The sequence below is a fragment of the Pseudomonas sp. TE4620 genome (genome assembly GCF_056279045.1).
Window position 1 is genome coordinate 5,498,528 of record NZ_JBWBQO010000001.1, and the last position, 15,131, is coordinate 5,513,658.

Sequence of the window (15,131 nt, forward strand, 5' to 3'; positions counted from 1 at the left end):
GAGACAACGACAATGACCATCGCCTTGGACTCCTTTGAGCAAACTGTCGGTCTGGCGTTTGCTTCCCGGCCAACGCTGCGCGCTGTAGTGCATCAGCAATTGGTGCAGCGGCTGGCCAAGCAATACCCCGAAATCGACAAAAGCTACCCGCAACTGCGCGAGTCAAGAGAGATTTATCTCTGTACGCGAGAGCCTGAAGATCTCGACACATTGACGACAATGTCACTGGCCGAAGTCTTTCTCGAAAAGCTCATCTCGCAATCAACCTTCAATTTCACCGGGGTTGAGCTGACCAATTGTTTCCTGAGCTTTACCCCTACGCCCCGACCCATTTATGACCGCGACCTGGCCGGTGGTCTGGACAGACTTCCTGATCTGACCCTGGTCACTGACGCGCTCAATGAGCTGCTGGCCAATGTCGAGCCGTTTCTTCATCGCGCCCAGGTCGACTTCTGGCAGGCGCGAAGCCGTTCGGGGGGTACGCCTCTGCAGGAGGTGAGTCACATGCTCAAGGCCGCCCTGGCCAGCGGGGTTGAAGCACAAGGCCTGGATGATGAGCAGCGCAACTGCATTTATGCGCTGTTGGCGGCGAGTAATAGCACCAAGTGGCACAATCCCAGCGGGGTGCCTGAAGTTTTTGTGCTTGATGTCACGGTGGCTAGTGGCGAGGCCCGTTACCAGCAGTTGCTGCCGGACCTGTTGGTGACACTGACATTGGCCGATCGCAACATCGTTCTGTTGTGCAAGCCCAGTGGGCGTATCGATGCCTTTGATTCGCTGGACAGCATGGCCCAAAGCCTGAGTGATGGGCTGGCCCTTGAGTATCAGCTTGATTCATTCGGTTGGGATCGATACCCCATCACAACCGACATGTTCGCGATGCAGGGGGCAGTGCTCCTGAACTTGCTGCTTGAAGGTCTGGAGCCTGTGAACGGGCGGCATTTCAGCACCGTAGTCGAGCTGGAGCAGGGGTACGCTGCCTTGACCGATCCAGCGTCTTTCTTCAGCGCACATCCTTACCGGCTCTTGCAGTTACGGCAGGGCGAATCCGAACTGCCGCAATGGTTACGTCAAGCTTCCCTGGCTGATCGACTGGAGTACCGTGCGCGGGTGCTGGATCTGCTGGTCGCGCAAGCCAGCTCCAACGGCAAATCCTCCCTTGATGGCATCCTTGATCTACGCGCCTTCACGCGCAAGTCCCTGCTGGAACTGATGCGCGCTGACCATCCGAGCGAGGCTAACTATGACGCCGATGACCTGGTGCTGGAGTTCTGGTTGGCGCGCGGGGTTGCGGGTACATCGTCAGGGAGTGTTGAGATCAAGCGATTGTCCCTGACTGAATTTGCCATTGGCAACCTGGGCTCGGCCAAGGGCGCCAGGTTGGAAAAAATCACGCATAAAACCGACCAGCAGCTATGGTCCTGGTTGACTACCGATTACCTGAAAGCGCTGGTCCAGCGTGCAGATCTCGGTCGCACCTACCCCCAGTACCTGAGCAAAAAACTTCAGGATGCGGAGCAGAACGTTGAGCGGATTAGCCTGTTTGCCATGGAGCAGGCAAGCCAGTTGCCGCTCCTTGCGCTCAAGGCCAAGATCGATGGAGCGCTGTCTGAAACCGGTTACCAGCGTGTTGTCGCGTTCTTTCGAGCGGACAGCGGTGAGGGTCAAAGCCTGTTGGCGCCTTTGGCGTTCAAGCGTGAGGAGGCTGCCAGCGAAGCCGATCGAGTGACCAATACCTTTGTGTTTATCTCGGCGCACGCTGCGGGAAAGGTCGTGCTCTACCGGCCAATGAGCGCTGAAAAGCCTTTCCAGGAGTTTGCCAACCAGCAGGCGTTGCTTGAACAGATCCTGGCAGACGAGGGGCTGCAGCAAGGCATTTTGGCCTGGATGAGCAGCGACGCTCAGCGGGTATATGCCAATGGCGGTTTCCAGGAGCCGCATCTGCTTCGGCCTGTTCTCGATACTCAACTGGAGCTGGAGCCCGTTCAGCCGGCACAGCTGGAGTTGCAGGGCTGGCAACCGGGGGCGGACACCAACTTGTACATGGCCAATACGCAGATGCTGGTGGAGCTGGCCGAGCGCGAGACGATCTCCAATGCCGAAGACCGCTGGGCGATGTTGCTCGAGGGTGTAGGCTTGTTGTTCAACCTGCTGTTCAGCGTGGCGACGCCGTTTTTACGGGGCCCAGCGGCTGTGCTTGCCTGGCTCGTTCAAGGTGCGCTGACGGTGCATGCAGATGCAGATGCATTGAAAAATGGCAATGAGTTCGAAAAATCAACGGCAGTGGTCGATCTGCTGCTCAACCTGGTCATGGTGTTGTTTCACGCCAGCCTGCCGAAGGTCGAGCCGCCAGTTGCCGCAGACAAACGTGAGATTCCGGTCTTTGGTCCGCGGCGCCGGGTCATTCCCTCCCTCCCCCGGGTCAATGCTGTCCAGGGCAAAACCTTTCCGCGCGCTGCTCTGCGGGGGAAAGCGGACCTGGAGCTGGACTTTTCCTGGTATGGGCCACGGGGGCTCAAGCTGAGCCCGACGGATTATCCTCGACCGCTCTCCAGTTACCGCTCAGCGACTTCACTGGAGAATCATTCGCCGTTGAGCCAAGGGCCGTACCGGGGGCTTTACCTGCTTGGGGAACGATACTACGCGTCGATTGAAGGTCATGTTTATGCCGTCAGGGCGGACGCCCAAGGGGAGCAGGTGGTCGACGAGCAAGGCCAGACTGGCCCCTGGCTGACCCTGGACAACAATTCGTGGCAGTTTGATCTGAAGCTGCGGCTCAGAGGAGGGGGCCCCAAGCGGCGAGTGGCTGGGCAACAGGACGCCAACCAGGAAGCGGTCAGCAAGCTGCAGTCCGAGATCGGTGAACTGGACCTGAAAAACAATGCACTGGTCGCCAAGATAACACCGCAGTGGGCATCGATGGCGGAGCATTCGAGTGAGTTGCAGAGGTTGCTGAACCTGCGCGATAGCTTGCAGGCGCGTACTGATCAAGGTGATACCACTGAAGGTCTCAGCGCATTGCTCGACAGTACAGGTATGAAGATTGCTGATAAGAAGGGCATGCTGGACACGACACGCAGGGCGCTGATCGACACATTGGAACAGTCAATCAATATCGACCTGAAGGTGGAGGTCAGCATGAAAGAGCTGCTCACGCCGAAGTACGCCAAATTCATGCCTGAAGTCACGGCAAGGCCGATGAAACAGCGACGGGGCATGGTGCGCAAGCAGCTCCTCAGGAACTATGTGTTGGTCCATGATGAACTGATATTGCTGGCCAGGTTCGATGAGTTAGCTGCGCTTCGCAAACAAATAGTAACCTTGCCGGCAACCCCGGAACAGGCGGCGGTGTACAACACCTACCGAGCAAGGCATATGGCTGTGGTGCCATTGCAGCTGCGTATACAGGAGATAATGGAAAAACTGGACGTGCTGCTGATTAATACATTGAACGACGGCACTATTGCCTATGACGGCAAGCAGGAGCAGGTCCACAGTATTGTTGGTCAGCGCTCAGTGACAACATTGCAACTGAGAACAGACCTGATCAGGGACCTTGCCGAGCTCTCGCTGGAACGACTGTCTGGCGCCGATGAGCAGACACTTGTTTCCACCAACGATTACCTGATTGGCAAGTCCGTCAGCGGTGCAGGCAGTACCCTGGATGAATTGATCAGCGGCAACTTTACCTCAGAAGAAACCATCAGCGGTCTGCAAAGCGTGCAGAGTGAGTATGCCAATGCCTTGACCATGGTCGACTATCTTGAGCGCTTTGGTGGTGTGGCGGTAAACAAGCAGGCACTCAATTATTACAAGGAGCAGGTGCGGCTGGTTAAAGCGACGGCGGAGCTTGAGCTGGAGGCGGCCGTTCGCGAGCAGCAATGGAAGACCCCGCTACCGTTCAAGCGTTTGCCGTACAAGCCACGGACCGGCATGCGTCGAGTGGTTCATTTGCGAGGAGGCAAAACACTGGTCGGCGAAGAGACGCAACTGCTCGGCGAGCCAGTGGTCGAGCAGCGTGACCCCGTGAGCAAAAAGGTGCTTGGCACCTACCACCAGCAGGGTGACGTCTGGGTCGAAGTGGTGGAGGCCACGCTCCCGGTTGAGTCTGCGCCCGTGACCGCCAGTGAGCGGGCGCAGGCACGTACTCAGGCTCCGCGCCTGAACACCGAGGTTGCCGGTGTAATCGCCCTGGCAAAGCGCTACATCGCCTCGAACGAACCACACAGCTTGTCTTTTGTCATCGAACGTCATGTCGAGAAACTTCAGCGCGTAGCCAAAATGCTTGAAGGCACAGACGCCGCAGCCAATGACAGTGCATTGCGAGCAACTGTGGAGCAGAGCATCAGCCACTTGAATGAGCGCAAGCGCACTCTGCTGAAGACGCTGCATCTGGCCAGCAGTCGACCGACGGGTGAAAGTCTTGCCTACCTTCACGCTGAAGGGCAGATCACCATCGCCAGGACCGTTGAGCGCAAGAGGCTGGCAGCTGACGATTACCTGGATGTCTATGAGGTGCGCAAGGCGCAAGGGCCTGTGCGGGACAGCGGTTTATGGGAAGTGCATCTGCACTACAGCTCCCAGGCCGCCAACCGGCGTCAGTTCAGCAAAGGCCATCTGAAACTCTGGGCCGAGCGCACGTGGGGACGCGAGACACAGTTGCAGGCGGCGAAGACTAACCAGCAGTTCCTGGAGATCTATCGGGCAGACCTGAAGGCCAGTCAGCTCGAACGAATCCTTCCCTGGGATTGACGAAGGCTCACTGGGCCGCACGAGCAGGGCTGTAAAGGCCCTGCTTGCCGTGAGCCGGCATCGCCCGGTTGCCGCGCTCGGCGATCATCTGCGCTATTTCGATCCATTCGATGCCCTGGGCCTTGAGCTTGGGCAGTTCGCGCTCGAGCACCTCCAGGGTCTGTGGATAAGGATGGCCGATCAGCACTGCTGTGCCCTGCTTGCGCGCCAGGGCGATGCCCTGTTGCAGCTGGCCGGCAATGGCGTCGGTGGTACGCACGTCATCGAGAAAGACATCCCGCGAGACGCTGGCCAGGCTGATGTCCTGCGCGGATTTGGCGGCTACCGTGGCGGCGCTGGTGCGGCTGTCGACGAAGAACAGGCCGCGGCGCTGCAATTCTCCCATCAACCAGGCCATAGCCGCAGGCTCGGCGGTCATGCGGCTGCCCATGTGGTTGTTGATGCCGACGGCATAGGGGACTTTGTCGAGCGCCGCGTTCAGCCGTCGTTCCAGCTCCGGCAGCGGCGTGCCGGGGTGCCAGGCGTAGGGGCCGGTCGCCGGGTCCATGGGCATGTGCAGGATCACCGTCTTGCCGGCGCGATGGGCCTGGCGGGCGAAGTCGGTGGCATGCGGGGTATCGGGCATGATCGCCAGGGTCACCGGCCCGGGCAGGGCCAGGGTGCGTGAGTCGCGCGCAGGGTTCTGCCCCAGGTCGTCGATGATCAGTGTCAGGTAGGCCTTGCCCCCATGAGCGGGCGCCGCCAGGGCGACGCCGCTCATCAGGTACAACAGGGCCAACAGCAGGTAACGCATCGACTGGCCTTATTTACCCTGGGTGATGCTCAGGCCCTTGAGCAGGCTCAGGGCCTGGCTCAGCTGGTAATCATCGTCCTGTGGGCGTGGCTTGGCACTGCCGGCCTTGCCCGACGGACGGTCAGCGCCGCCGTTGCCGTTGCCCAGGTGACCTTGCAGGTCGGCTTCCTTGAAGTTCTCGCTGTCCTGCTCGGCAGTGATCTTGGCGCGGCGCACCTCGATGTCCGGGACGATGCCCTGGGCCTGGATCGAGCGGCCGTTGGGGGTGAAGTACAGCGCAGTAGTGATCTTCAGTGCGCGGTCGTTGTTCAGCGGCAGTACGGTTTGCACCGAGCCCTTGCCGAAACTGTCGGTGCCCATCAGCACGCCGCGTTTCTGGTCTTGCAGGGCGCCGGCGACAATTTCCGAGGCCGAGGCGCTGCCGCCGTTGATCAGCACCACCAATGGCACGCCTTCGCTGGCATCGGCCGGGTCGGCGGAGAAGCGCAGCTCGGAGTTGGCGATGCGGCCCTTGGTGTAGACGATCAGGCCCTTGGTGAGGAAGTGGTCGGCCACTTCCACGGCTGATTGCAGTACGCCGCCTGGGTTGTTGCGCAGGTCCAGGACCAGGCCGCGCAGCTTCTTGCCGTTGTCCTTGCGCAGCTTGGCCAGGGCCTTGCCGACTTCTTCGCCGGTCTTGACCTGGAACTGGGTGATGCGGATGTAGCCGTAGCCGTCTTCGAGCATCTGGCTCTTGACGCTCTTGACCTGGATGACCGCACGGGCAAGGGTGACATCGAACGGGTTGCCGCCGTCGCGCACCAAAGTCAGGGTAATTTTCTCGCCGACCTTGCCGCGCATCTTGTCGACCGCTTCGGTCATGGTCTGGCCACGGGTCGGCTGGCCGTTGATCTTGACGATCAGGTCGCCAGCTTCGATGCCGGCGCGCGAGGCCGGGGTCTCGTCGATCGGCGAGACCACCTTGATGAAGCCGTCTTCCATGCCCACTTCGATGCCCAGGCCGCCGAACTCGCCGCTGGTGCTCTCCTGCAGTTCGAGGAAGTCCTCCGGGCCGAGGTAGGCCGAGTGCGGATCAAGGTTGCTGAGCATGCCCTTGATGGCGTTTTCCAGCAGGGTCTTGTCGTCTACCGGTTCGACATAGGCAGCCTTGATGCGGTCCATGACCTCGGCGAAGGTGCGCAGCTCTTCCAGCGGCAGCGGTGCCTTGGCCGAGGGTGCCGAGACCGTCGTCGCTGGAATCGCGGCGGGCTTGGCCGGCTCGGCCGCGCGGGCCAGGGGCGCGCCGAGGACCATGGCGATGGTCAGGGCCAGCGAGGTGAGGCGAGGCGATTGCAGCATGTCGAACGAACTCCTGATCCTGGTAGCGCTCCGTAGAGCATCGGCGCAGCCCGAAGTTGCGCTACGCCGTCAAATAAGGGGTGTTGCCTATCCCTGGGCACGGCACCATTGTGCGGGGTCACTGGGGCGGCCCTGCTGGCGGATGGCGAAATACAGCCCCGAGCTGTCCTGGCCACCGCTGTTGCCGACGGTGGAGATGGCCTCACCGGCCTTGACCACATCGCCGGCGCTCTTGAGCAGGCTCTGGTTATGGCCGTACAGGCTCAGGTAACCATTACCATGGTCGAGAATGACCAGAAGTCCAGCGCCGCGCAACCAGTCGGCAAACACTACCCGGCCGCCATGCACGGCGCGCACCTGGCTGCCTTGGGAGGCGCTGATCATTACCCCGTCCCACTTGGCCCGTGAGTCATCGCCGCGGGTTTCGCCAAAGCGTGCCAGCAATCGACCATTGACGGGCCATGGAAGTTTTCCCCGTGCAGCAGAAAAAGCCCCGCCGAAGGTTTCGCCGCTGCTGGACACCAGCGGGCCGGGAAGCGCCTTGGGCTTTTTCGGCGCGTCGCTGCTGTTGGCGGCGAGGGCTTCGCGCTGGCGTTGTTTTTCCGCTTCCTGGGCGGCGAGCAGGGCTTTTTGCCGTGCTTCTTCGGCCTCGCGGGCTTGACGGGCGAGGGTTTCCTCGATGGTCTTGAGCACCTTGCTCAGGTCGGCCTGGTCCTGCTCACGGGCCTGCAGCTTCTGGTCGCGGGCCTTGACGTCGTTGTTGAGCTTGGCCAGCACCTCTTTACGCTCGGTGCGGACTTTTTCCAGCTCTTGGCGCTGGCTGTCGAGGGTGCCTTGCTGGGCCAGCAACTGGGCCTGCTGCAGGTTGATGTCTTTTTCGACGTTGGCCAATTGGCGCAAGGTCTCGTTGAAATTACGCAGCTGGGTCAGGCGCGCCTGGCTCAGGTAATCGTAATAAGTCAGGGTGCGGGCGAATTTTTCCGGATTCTGCTGGTTGAGCAGCAGCTTCAGGTACTCCTCGCGGCCATTCTGATAGGCCGAACGGGCCTGGATGGCGATCAGTCGTTGCTGTTCAATGCGGGCGCTCTGGAGTTTTTTTTTCTCGGTATCAAGGCGCTCCAGTTCGCCTTCGGTCTTTTTTAGTTCGAGTTGCAGGGCCTCCACCTGCTTTTCCAGCTTGCCGATGTCGGTTTCGGTTGAGCGCAGGTCTTTCTGCACGCCGGATTTTTCTTCCTGCAGCTTGCCAAGCATCTTTTTCAGCTCGGCAATGTCCTGGCGCGTAGCGTCCAGTTGCTGCTGGGTTTGCGCGCGCTCATCGGCAAAAGCCGGACTGAGCAGGCAAGACAGGGCGAGTACGATCAGGGCGCGAAACATGGGGTGGGCGGCACCAGGCATAGAGACTGGCCTAGTATGCCCGCCATAGGCGGCAAAAAAAACGGCTTTAACTACAAGCGGCAAGCCACAAGCGGCAAGAAAAGCGGGTCAATGGGCTCTTTCTTGCGGCTTGCAGCTTGTCGCTAACGGCTTTAGCCGTCGATCAGAATCGAGGTGCCAGTCATTTCTGCCGGTTTTTCCAGGCCCAGCAGCTTGAGCATGGTCGGCGCCACGTCGGCCAGCACGCCGCCTTCGCGGACCTGCACCTTGCGCTTGCCGACATAGATGAACGGTACCGGCTCGGTGGTGTGCGCAGTGTGCGCCTGGCCGGTGCATTCGTCTTCCATCTGCTCGACGTTGCCGTGGTCGGCGGTGATCAGCGCTTCGCCGCCGACCTTGTCCAGCGCCTCGACGATGCGCCCGACGCACAGGTCCAGGGCCTCGACGGCCTTGACCGCGGCCTCGAACACGCCGCTGTGGCCGACCATGTCGCCGTTGGCGTAGTTGACCACGATCACGTCGTAACGCTGCTGCTCGATGGCTTCGACAATGCGGTCGGTGACTTCCGGTGCGCTCATTTCCGGCTGCAGGTCATAGGTGGCGACCTTCGGCGACGGGATGAGGATGCGCTCTTCGCCTTCAAACGGCTCTTCGCGACCACCGGAGAAGAAGAAGGTGACGTGGGCGTACTTCTCGGTTTCGGCGATGCGCAGCTGGGTCTTGCCGTTTTTCGCCAGGTATTCGCCGAGCACATTGTTCAGGCTGCCAGGGGCAAAGGCGGCCGGCGCCGGGATTTTTGCCGAGTACTGGGTCAGGCCGATGTAGGCAGCCAGTTTTGGCAGGCGTGCCCGTGGGAATTCGTTGAAGTCCGGTTCGACGAACACCCGCGACAGCTCGCGGGCGCGGTCGGCACGGAAGTTCATGAAGATCACTGCGTCGCCATCTTCGACCTTTACCGCTTCGCCAATGCGCGTGGCCTTGACGAATTCGTCGCTCTCGTCGCGGGCGTAGGCGGCTTCAAGGCCGGCCAGGGCGGTGTCGGCGGTGAATTCGGCGCTGCTGTCGACGATCAGGTTGTAGGCAGCCGATACGCGGTCCCAGCGGTTGTCGCGGTCCATGGCGTAGTAGCGGCCGATCAGGCTGGCGATGCGGCCCTTGCCCAGTTTGGCGAAGGCGGCGTCGAGCAGTTCGATCGAGGATTGCGCGCTTTTCGGCGGGGTGTCGCGACCGTCGAGGAAGGCGTGCAGGTAGATTTTCTCGGCACCGCGTTTGGCGGCAAGCTCGGCCATGGCCACCAGATGGTCCTGGTGGCTGTGCACGCCGCCATCGGACAGCAGGCCAAGGATGTGCACCGCCTTGCCGGCGCCGACGGCCTTGTCGACCGCGCCGCACAGCACGGGGTTTGTGAAGAACTCGCCGTCCTTGATCGCCTTGGTCACCCGGGTGAAGTCCTGGTAAACCACGCGGCCAGCACCGAGGTTCATGTGACCGACCTCGGAGTTGCCCATCTGCCCGTCCGGCAGGCCGACATCCATGCCGGAGCCAGAGATCAAGCCGTGCGGCTGGGTGGCGCGCAGGCGATCGTAGACTGGCGTGTTGGCCGAATAGATGGCGTTGTATTCGTGGCTTTCGCTGTGACCGAAACCATCGAGGATGATCAGGACCAAGGGTTTTGGCGTGCTCGTCATCAATCCCACACTCACGGTTGTTCAGATGATAAAGACACGCATTTTAGGGCAAATTGGCCACGAATGACGAATTAACCTTGCAGGCCCGACGGCGCGGGCCGACGGGCTGTAGCCCGGCAATGAGAATTACTGGCGATAACCCTGCCCGGCGGGCTTTGGCCGACCTTGGGGGCTGTGTATACTGGCCAACATTTTTAATGGCCTGGAACACCCTCCGATGGTTGCTCACCTGATTGAATTCGCAACAAATCACTATCTGCTGGTCGGTATCTTCGTCGTTCTGCTGGTTTTGCTGATCGTCACCGAAGCACGCAAGGGCGGCCGCAGCCTCAGCACTGGCGAACTGACCGCGCTGGTCAACGCCGACAAGGGTCTGGTGATCGACATCCGTTCGAGCAAGGACTACGCCGCCGGTCACATCGTGGGCGCCGTGAACATTCCCCAGGACAAGGTCGCCGCGCGCATCGGCGAGCTGGAAAAGCACAAGGCCAACAAGACCCTGATCATCGTCGACGCCATGGGCCAGCACGCCGGCACCACCGCGCGCGAACTGCTCAAGGCCGGCTTCACCGCTGCCAAGCTGTCGGGCGGCGTGTCGAGCTGGAAGGCCGATAACCTGCCGTTGGTGAAGTGACATGAGCAACGTCATCGTCTACTCCAGCGATTACTGCCCTTACTGCTCGCGGGCAAAATACCTGCTTGAAAGCAAAGGCGTGGCCTTCGAAGAGATCAAGGTCGATGGCAAGCCTCAGGTGCGCGCCGAAATGAGCCAGAAGGCCGGTCGTACCTCGGTGCCGCAGATCTGGATCGGTTCCACCCACGTCGGCGGTTGCGACGACCTGTATGCCCTGGAGCGCGCCGGCAAGCTCGATGCGCTGCTCAAGGCCTGAATCAGAAACCCATTAAAGACTCTGGAAAGAAGGATCTGTCATGACTGATCAACAGAACAACGACGCCGCAGCCGCAGCCGACGACAACGCTCCGCAATTCTCCCTGCAGCGCATCTACGTGCGCGACCTGTCGTTCGAAGCGCCAAAAAGCCCGGCGATCTTCCGTCAGCAGTGGGAGCCAAGCGTTGCCCTGGACCTGAACACCAAGCAGAAAGGCCTGGAAGGCGACTTCCACGAAGTCGTGCTGACCCTGTCGGTGACCGTGAAGAACGGCGACGAAGTGGCCTTCATCGCTGAAGTGCAACAAGCCGGTATCTTCCTGATCAAGAACCTCGACCCGGCGTCGATGAGCCACACCCTGGGCGCGTTCTGCCCGAACATCCTGTTCCCGTACGCCCGTGAAGCGCTGGACAGCCTGGTGACCCGTGGTTCGTTCCCGGCGCTGATGCTCTCGCCGGTCAACTTCGACGCCCTGTACGCTCAGGAAATGCAACGCATGCAGGAAACTGGCGAAGCCCCTTCGCTGCAATAAGCCTGTTGCGATGAAGCAAAAAGCGCCCCTCGGGGCGCTTTTTGCTTGGCTCAGGCAAACCCTTGCTGGCGCCAGGCTTCGTACACCGTCACCGCCACCGTGTTGGACAGGTTCAGGCTGCGGCAGCCCGGGCGCATCGGCAGGCGCAGGCGCTGCTCGGCGGGCAGGCTGTCCAGCACCTCGGCCGGCAGGCCACGGCTTTCGGGGCCGAACAGGAAGGCGTCGCCCGGCTGGAAGGCGGTTTCGTGGTAAGGGTGCGAGGCCTTCGTGGTGAAGGCGAACAGCCGCGGCTGGCCAAGGCTTTCCAGGCAACTGGGCAGGTCTGGGTGGCGCTTGAGCGTGGCATACTCGTGGTAGTCCAGACCGGCCCGGCGCAAGCGCTTGTCGTCCAGCTCGAAGCCGATCGGCTCGATCAGGTGCAGGTGGCAGCCGCTGTTGGCGCACAGTCTGATGATGTTGCCGGTATTCGGCGGAATCTCTGGTTGAAAGAGGATGACGTGAAACATGCACGGCTCCGAACATAAAGATGTCGAGCATTCTACTCCTGAACCGGACCCGCGTTCGCAGCTATGGCCGCGCGTGCTGTTTTCCCTGGCGCTGTTCGGCATGCTGGTGGGGCTGATGATCGGTCGCCTGACTGCGCCAGAGCCACGGGTGCTGGAGCAGGTCGAGGTGGTCGAGGCGGGGTTGAACCTGTGGTTCAACGAAGAACCCCAACTGCACGGCGAAGAAGTCGAAGGTACCCTGGCGCTGCTGTTCGAGGCCGAGGGCAAGGTTGCGCGGGGTCAGTTGCAGTTGCAGGGCAAACCGGTGAGCTGGCGGGTGCAGCACAGTGACGGCGGCTTGCTTGTGACCCTGGTCGCGGCCCGCCCCCTGCACGGCGAATGGGCCGGTGCAGAGGAGGGCGGACGCTGGCGGGTGCAGGTGAAACTGCGCGAATAAAAGAGGGGATTCCCCGGCCTGCCTGTACCAAGGTCCCCAAAACTGGAAGTACTGATACTAATGCAGGGTGTGTGCCAGTTTTGTTGCAGTGCGGGAAATGGCGGATTTTAAGGGCTTAGGCGAGGGTAGGCGGGGGATTTGTGCTTTGCTGCGGTGCGCAGGGCACAGGTTCGGTGCAAAAGCATCGCGGGGCAAGTCGGATCGCCGCACCGCCGCTCCCACACCAATTGGTAGGAGCGGGCTTGCCCCGCGATCAGGTTACCGCTCAGGCCTCGTCGTCGCCGTCCTCGTCACCGCCATCGACCTTCATCCCCAACTCCTTGATCTTGCGCGTCAGGGTGTTGCGGCCCCAGCCCAGCAGCACTGCGGCATCGCGGCGGCGGCCGGCGGTGTGCTTGAGGGCGGTCTCGATCATGATCCGCTCAAAACTCGGCACGGCGCTGTCGAGCAGGCTCGATTGGCCGCGGGCCAAGGCCTGGTCTGCCCACTGGCGCAGGGCCTGTTCCCAGTTGGTCACCGGCGCTGAATCTTGCGGCAGGTTGAGCAACTCGGGCGGTAGGTCGCCGATATGCACTTCGCGTCCGGAGGCCATCACCGTGATCCAGCGGCAGGTGTTCTCCAGCTGGCGCACGTTGCCCGGCCACGGCAGGTTGCGGATGAACTCCTCGGTTTCGGCCTTGAGCAATTTCGGCTCCACCGCCAGTTCCTGGGCGGCGCGGCCGAGGAAGTGGCGGGCCAGGGTCGGGATGTCTTCGCGACGATCGGCCAGGCGCGGGATGTGGATGCGGATCACGTTCAGGCGGTGGAACAGGTCTTCGCGGAATTTGCCGGCCTGCACCAGGGTTTCCAGGTTCTGGTGGGTGGCGGCGATGATTCGCACATCAACCTTGACCGGCACATGGCCGCCCACCCGGTAGAACTCGCCATCGGCCAGCACCCGCAGCAGGCGGGTCTGGGTATCGGCCGGCATGTCGCCGATCTCGTCGAGGAACAGCGTGCCGCCATCGGCTTGCTCGAAGCGTCCGCGGCGCAGGTTGGCAGCGCCGGTGAAGGCGCCTTTCTCGTGGCCGAACAGTTCCGATTCCATCAGGTCCTTGGGGATCGCCGCCATGTTCAAGGCGATGAACGGCGACGCCGCCCGTGGGCTGTGGCGGTGCAGGGCGTGGGCGACCAGTTCTTTACCGGTACCGGACTCGCCGTTGATCAGCACGGTGATGTTGGAATGGCTCAGGCGGCCGATGGCGCGGAACACCTCCTGCATTGCCGGTGCTTCGCCGATGATCTCCGGGGTGCGGGTCAGGCTCGGGGCGACGTCCAGGCCCTGTTGCTCCTGGGCGTGCTGGTTGGCGCGCTTGACCAGCGATACCGCCTCGTCGACATCGAATGGCTTGGGCAGGTATTCGAAGGCGCCGCCCTGATAGGACGCCACCGCGCTGTCGAGGTCGGAATGGGCGGTCATGATGATCACCGGCAGGCGCGGGTGCTGCTCGCGGATCTGCGCGAGCAAGTCCAGGCCGCTGGCGCCGGGCATGCGGATGTCGGAAATGATCACGTCGGGCTGTTGCCGGGCCAGTCGGCTCATGACCCCGTCGGCGCTGTCGAAGCTCTGGGTGGTCATGCCTTCCTGTTGCAGGGCCTTTTCCAACACCCAGCGGATGGAACGATCATCATCGACGATCCAGACAGTTTCACTTCGGCTCATGAGGCGGTGGCTCCTTGTTCCAGCGGCAGGAAGATCGAGAAGGTGGTGTGGCCAGGGTGACTGTCACATTCGATCAGGCCCTGGTGCTGGCTGATGATGTTCTGGGTAATGGCCAGGCCCAGCCCGGTCCCGTCCGGGCGGCCGCTGACCATGGGGTAGAAGATGGTTTCCTGCAGCTCGGCAGGGATGCCCGGGCCGTTGTCGATGATCTCGATTCGGGCCACCAGGCGGTGACGGGTGTGGCCGATGGTGAACTGGCGCATGGCCCGGGTGCGCAGGCTGATGCGGCCCAGGCGCAGCTCGTTCTGGCCGCTGATGGCCTGCATGGCGTTGCGCACGATGTTGAGCACCGCCTGGATCATCTGTTCGCGGTCGATCAGCACGTCCGGCAGGCTCGGGTCGTAATCGCGCACCAGGGTGATGCCGCCCTGGCTTTCGGCCTCGACCAGGCTGCAGACCCGCTCCAGCACCTCATGGATGTTGGTCAGGGCCAGCGACGGCAGCTTGTTCGAGCCGAGCATGCGGTCGACCAGGTTGCGCAGGCGGTCGGCCTCTTCAATGATCACATTGGTGTAATCCTTCAGGCCCTCCTCCGGCAGCTCGCGGGCCAGCAGCTGGGCGGCGCCGCGAATGCCACCGAGCGGGTTCTTGATCTCGTGGGCCAGGCCGCGCACCAGCATCTTGGTGGTTTCCTGCTTGGACAGCTGGGCCTCTTCCTTGGTGATGCGCAGCAGGCGGTCACGCGGGTGCACTTCGAGCAGCAGCAGGGTCGCGCCCTTGCTGAGGATCGGCGTTACCGCGTAGTCGACGGTCTGGGTCTGGCCGGTCAGCGAGGTCAGCTGGGCTTCACGTTTAGTAAAGGGGTGCGCGTGCTCTACCGCCTGGCGCAGGGAGTTCAGCGCCTCGGGCGATTCGGTGAACAGCTCGCTGATGAACTGACCATGGCTGCGCTGGCCGCTGATGGCCAGGAGCATCTCCGCTGCCGGGTTCATGTACTCAAGGCGCAACTCGGCGTCGAGCAGGATGGTGGCTGTGGTCAGGTTGTCCAGTAGCAGTCGGTGCAGTGCATCGCTGATGGTCATGGGGCGTCGGTGACCTCTTTTGGCTCATACAACCTCGG

General features: G+C 61.8%; 12 protein-coding genes. 5 read left to right on the top strand and 7 right to left on the bottom strand.

Going from position 1 to position 15,131, the window contains the following annotated elements:
* Positions 1-12: 12 nt before the first annotated feature.
* Positions 13-4,752: a dermonecrotic toxin domain-containing protein gene (locus ACZ9A3_RS25525; RefSeq protein ID WP_476253251.1), complete on the top strand. Its 4,740-nt coding sequence runs from the start codon at positions 13-15 to the stop codon at positions 4,750-4,752.
* A gap of 7 nt (positions 4,753-4,759) precedes the next feature.
* Here ACZ9A3_RS25525 and ACZ9A3_RS25530 read toward each other — a convergent pair whose 3' ends face one another.
* The 4 genes from ACZ9A3_RS25530 to gpmI form a co-directional block, all read right to left on the bottom strand.
* On the bottom strand, positions 4,760-5,545 hold the full coding sequence (locus ACZ9A3_RS25530; protein WP_476253252.1) for a divergent polysaccharide deacetylase family protein: 786 nt from the start codon (positions 5,543-5,545) through the stop codon (positions 4,760-4,762).
* A 9-nt stretch (positions 5,546-5,554) separates the two neighbouring features.
* Positions 5,555-6,883: a S41 family peptidase gene (locus tag ACZ9A3_RS25535; RefSeq protein WP_045193911.1), complete on the bottom strand. Its 1,329-nt coding sequence runs from the start codon at positions 6,881-6,883 to the stop codon at positions 5,555-5,557.
* Between the two features lie 87 nt (positions 6,884-6,970).
* Positions 6,971-8,257: a murein hydrolase activator EnvC family protein gene (locus ACZ9A3_RS25540; RefSeq protein ID WP_213602693.1), complete on the bottom strand. Its 1,287-nt coding sequence runs from the start codon at positions 8,255-8,257 to the stop codon at positions 6,971-6,973.
* A gap of 152 nt (positions 8,258-8,409) precedes the next feature.
* Positions 8,410-9,945, bottom strand: a complete 1,536-nt coding sequence (gene gpmI / locus ACZ9A3_RS25545; protein WP_093377059.1) for a 2,3-bisphosphoglycerate-independent phosphoglycerate mutase — start codon at positions 9,943-9,945, stop codon at positions 8,410-8,412.
* Between the two features lie 217 nt (positions 9,946-10,162).
* Between gpmI and ACZ9A3_RS25550 the strand changes: the two genes are divergently transcribed.
* The 3 genes from ACZ9A3_RS25550 to secB are packed head-to-tail and all read left to right on the top strand — an operon-like array spanning position 10,163 to position 11,367.
* Positions 10,163-10,579: a rhodanese-like domain-containing protein gene (locus ACZ9A3_RS25550; RefSeq protein ID WP_010222286.1), complete on the top strand. Its 417-nt coding sequence runs from the start codon at positions 10,163-10,165 to the stop codon at positions 10,577-10,579.
* A 1-nt stretch (position 10,580) separates the two neighbouring features.
* The gene (gene grxC, locus ACZ9A3_RS25555) at positions 10,581-10,835 is read left to right on the top strand and encodes a glutaredoxin 3 (RefSeq protein WP_045193908.1); all 255 of its coding nucleotides are present in this window, start codon (positions 10,581-10,583) and stop codon (positions 10,833-10,835) included.
* Between the two features lie 40 nt (positions 10,836-10,875).
* On the top strand, positions 10,876-11,367 hold the full coding sequence (gene secB, locus ACZ9A3_RS25560) for a protein-export chaperone SecB (protein ID WP_476253253.1): 492 nt from the start codon (positions 10,876-10,878) through the stop codon (positions 11,365-11,367).
* A gap of 50 nt (positions 11,368-11,417) precedes the next feature.
* On the opposite strand, the gene ACZ9A3_RS25565 is transcribed toward secB, so the two are convergent.
* On the bottom strand, positions 11,418-11,873 hold the full coding sequence (locus ACZ9A3_RS25565; RefSeq protein ID WP_195885493.1) for a tRNA (cytidine(34)-2'-O)-methyltransferase: 456 nt from the start codon (positions 11,871-11,873) through the stop codon (positions 11,418-11,420).
* Between ACZ9A3_RS25565 and ACZ9A3_RS25570 the strand changes: the two genes are divergently transcribed.
* Positions 11,872-12,309: a hypothetical protein gene (locus ACZ9A3_RS25570; protein WP_195885494.1), complete on the top strand. Its 438-nt coding sequence runs from the start codon at positions 11,872-11,874 to the stop codon at positions 12,307-12,309. The two genes, ACZ9A3_RS25565 and ACZ9A3_RS25570, sit on opposite strands and share 2 nt — an antisense overlap.
* Positions 12,310-12,574: 265 nt before the next feature.
* Here the strand turns inward: ACZ9A3_RS25570 and ntrC are convergent, their stop codons facing one another.
* Together ntrC and glnL are read right to left on the bottom strand one after the other, a co-directional pair.
* Positions 12,575-14,011, bottom strand: coding sequence for a nitrogen regulation protein NR(I) (gene ntrC / locus ACZ9A3_RS25575; RefSeq protein WP_093377053.1), 1,437 nt, complete (start codon positions 14,009-14,011; stop codon positions 12,575-12,577).
* Entirely contained in the window at positions 14,008-15,093 is a 1,086-nt protein-coding gene (glnL, locus tag ACZ9A3_RS25580) for a nitrogen regulation protein NR(II) (RefSeq protein WP_038997586.1), read from the bottom strand. The genes ntrC and glnL overlap by 4 nt, the downstream gene beginning before the upstream one ends.
* Positions 15,094-15,131: the final 38 nt, after the last annotated feature.

What these genes read in the sequence shown, in the direction of transcription:
- grxC (WP_045193908.1), top strand. Translation starts at nt 10,581, where the DNA reads ATGAGCAACGTCATCGTCTACTCCAGCGATTACTGCCCTTACTGCTCG.
- glnL (WP_038997586.1), bottom strand. Translation starts at nt 15,093, where the DNA reads ATGACCATCAGCGATGCACTGCACCGACTGCTACTGGACAACCTGACC.
- ACZ9A3_RS25530 (WP_476253252.1), bottom strand. Translation starts at nt 5,545, where the DNA reads ATGCGTTACCTGCTGTTGGCCCTGTTGTACCTGATGAGCGGCGTCGCC.
- ACZ9A3_RS25535 (WP_045193911.1), bottom strand. Translation starts at nt 6,883, where the DNA reads ATGCTGCAATCGCCTCGCCTCACCTCGCTGGCCCTGACCATCGCCATG.
- ACZ9A3_RS25565 (WP_195885493.1), bottom strand. Translation starts at nt 11,873, where the DNA reads ATGTTTCACGTCATCCTCTTTCAACCAGAGATTCCGCCGAATACCGGC.
- ACZ9A3_RS25570 (WP_195885494.1), top strand. Translation starts at nt 11,872, where the DNA reads ATGCACGGCTCCGAACATAAAGATGTCGAGCATTCTACTCCTGAACCG.
- ACZ9A3_RS25550 (WP_010222286.1), top strand. Translation starts at nt 10,163, where the DNA reads ATGGTTGCTCACCTGATTGAATTCGCAACAAATCACTATCTGCTGGTC.
- ntrC (WP_093377053.1), bottom strand. Translation starts at nt 14,011, where the DNA reads ATGAGCCGAAGTGAAACTGTCTGGATCGTCGATGATGATCGTTCCATC.
- ACZ9A3_RS25525 (WP_476253251.1), top strand. Translation starts at nt 13, where the DNA reads ATGACCATCGCCTTGGACTCCTTTGAGCAAACTGTCGGTCTGGCGTTT.
- ACZ9A3_RS25540 (WP_213602693.1), bottom strand. Translation starts at nt 8,257, where the DNA reads ATGTTTCGCGCCCTGATCGTACTCGCCCTGTCTTGCCTGCTCAGTCCG.
- secB (WP_476253253.1), top strand. Translation starts at nt 10,876, where the DNA reads ATGACTGATCAACAGAACAACGACGCCGCAGCCGCAGCCGACGACAAC.
- gpmI (WP_093377059.1), bottom strand. Translation starts at nt 9,945, where the DNA reads ATGACGAGCACGCCAAAACCCTTGGTCCTGATCATCCTCGATGGTTTC.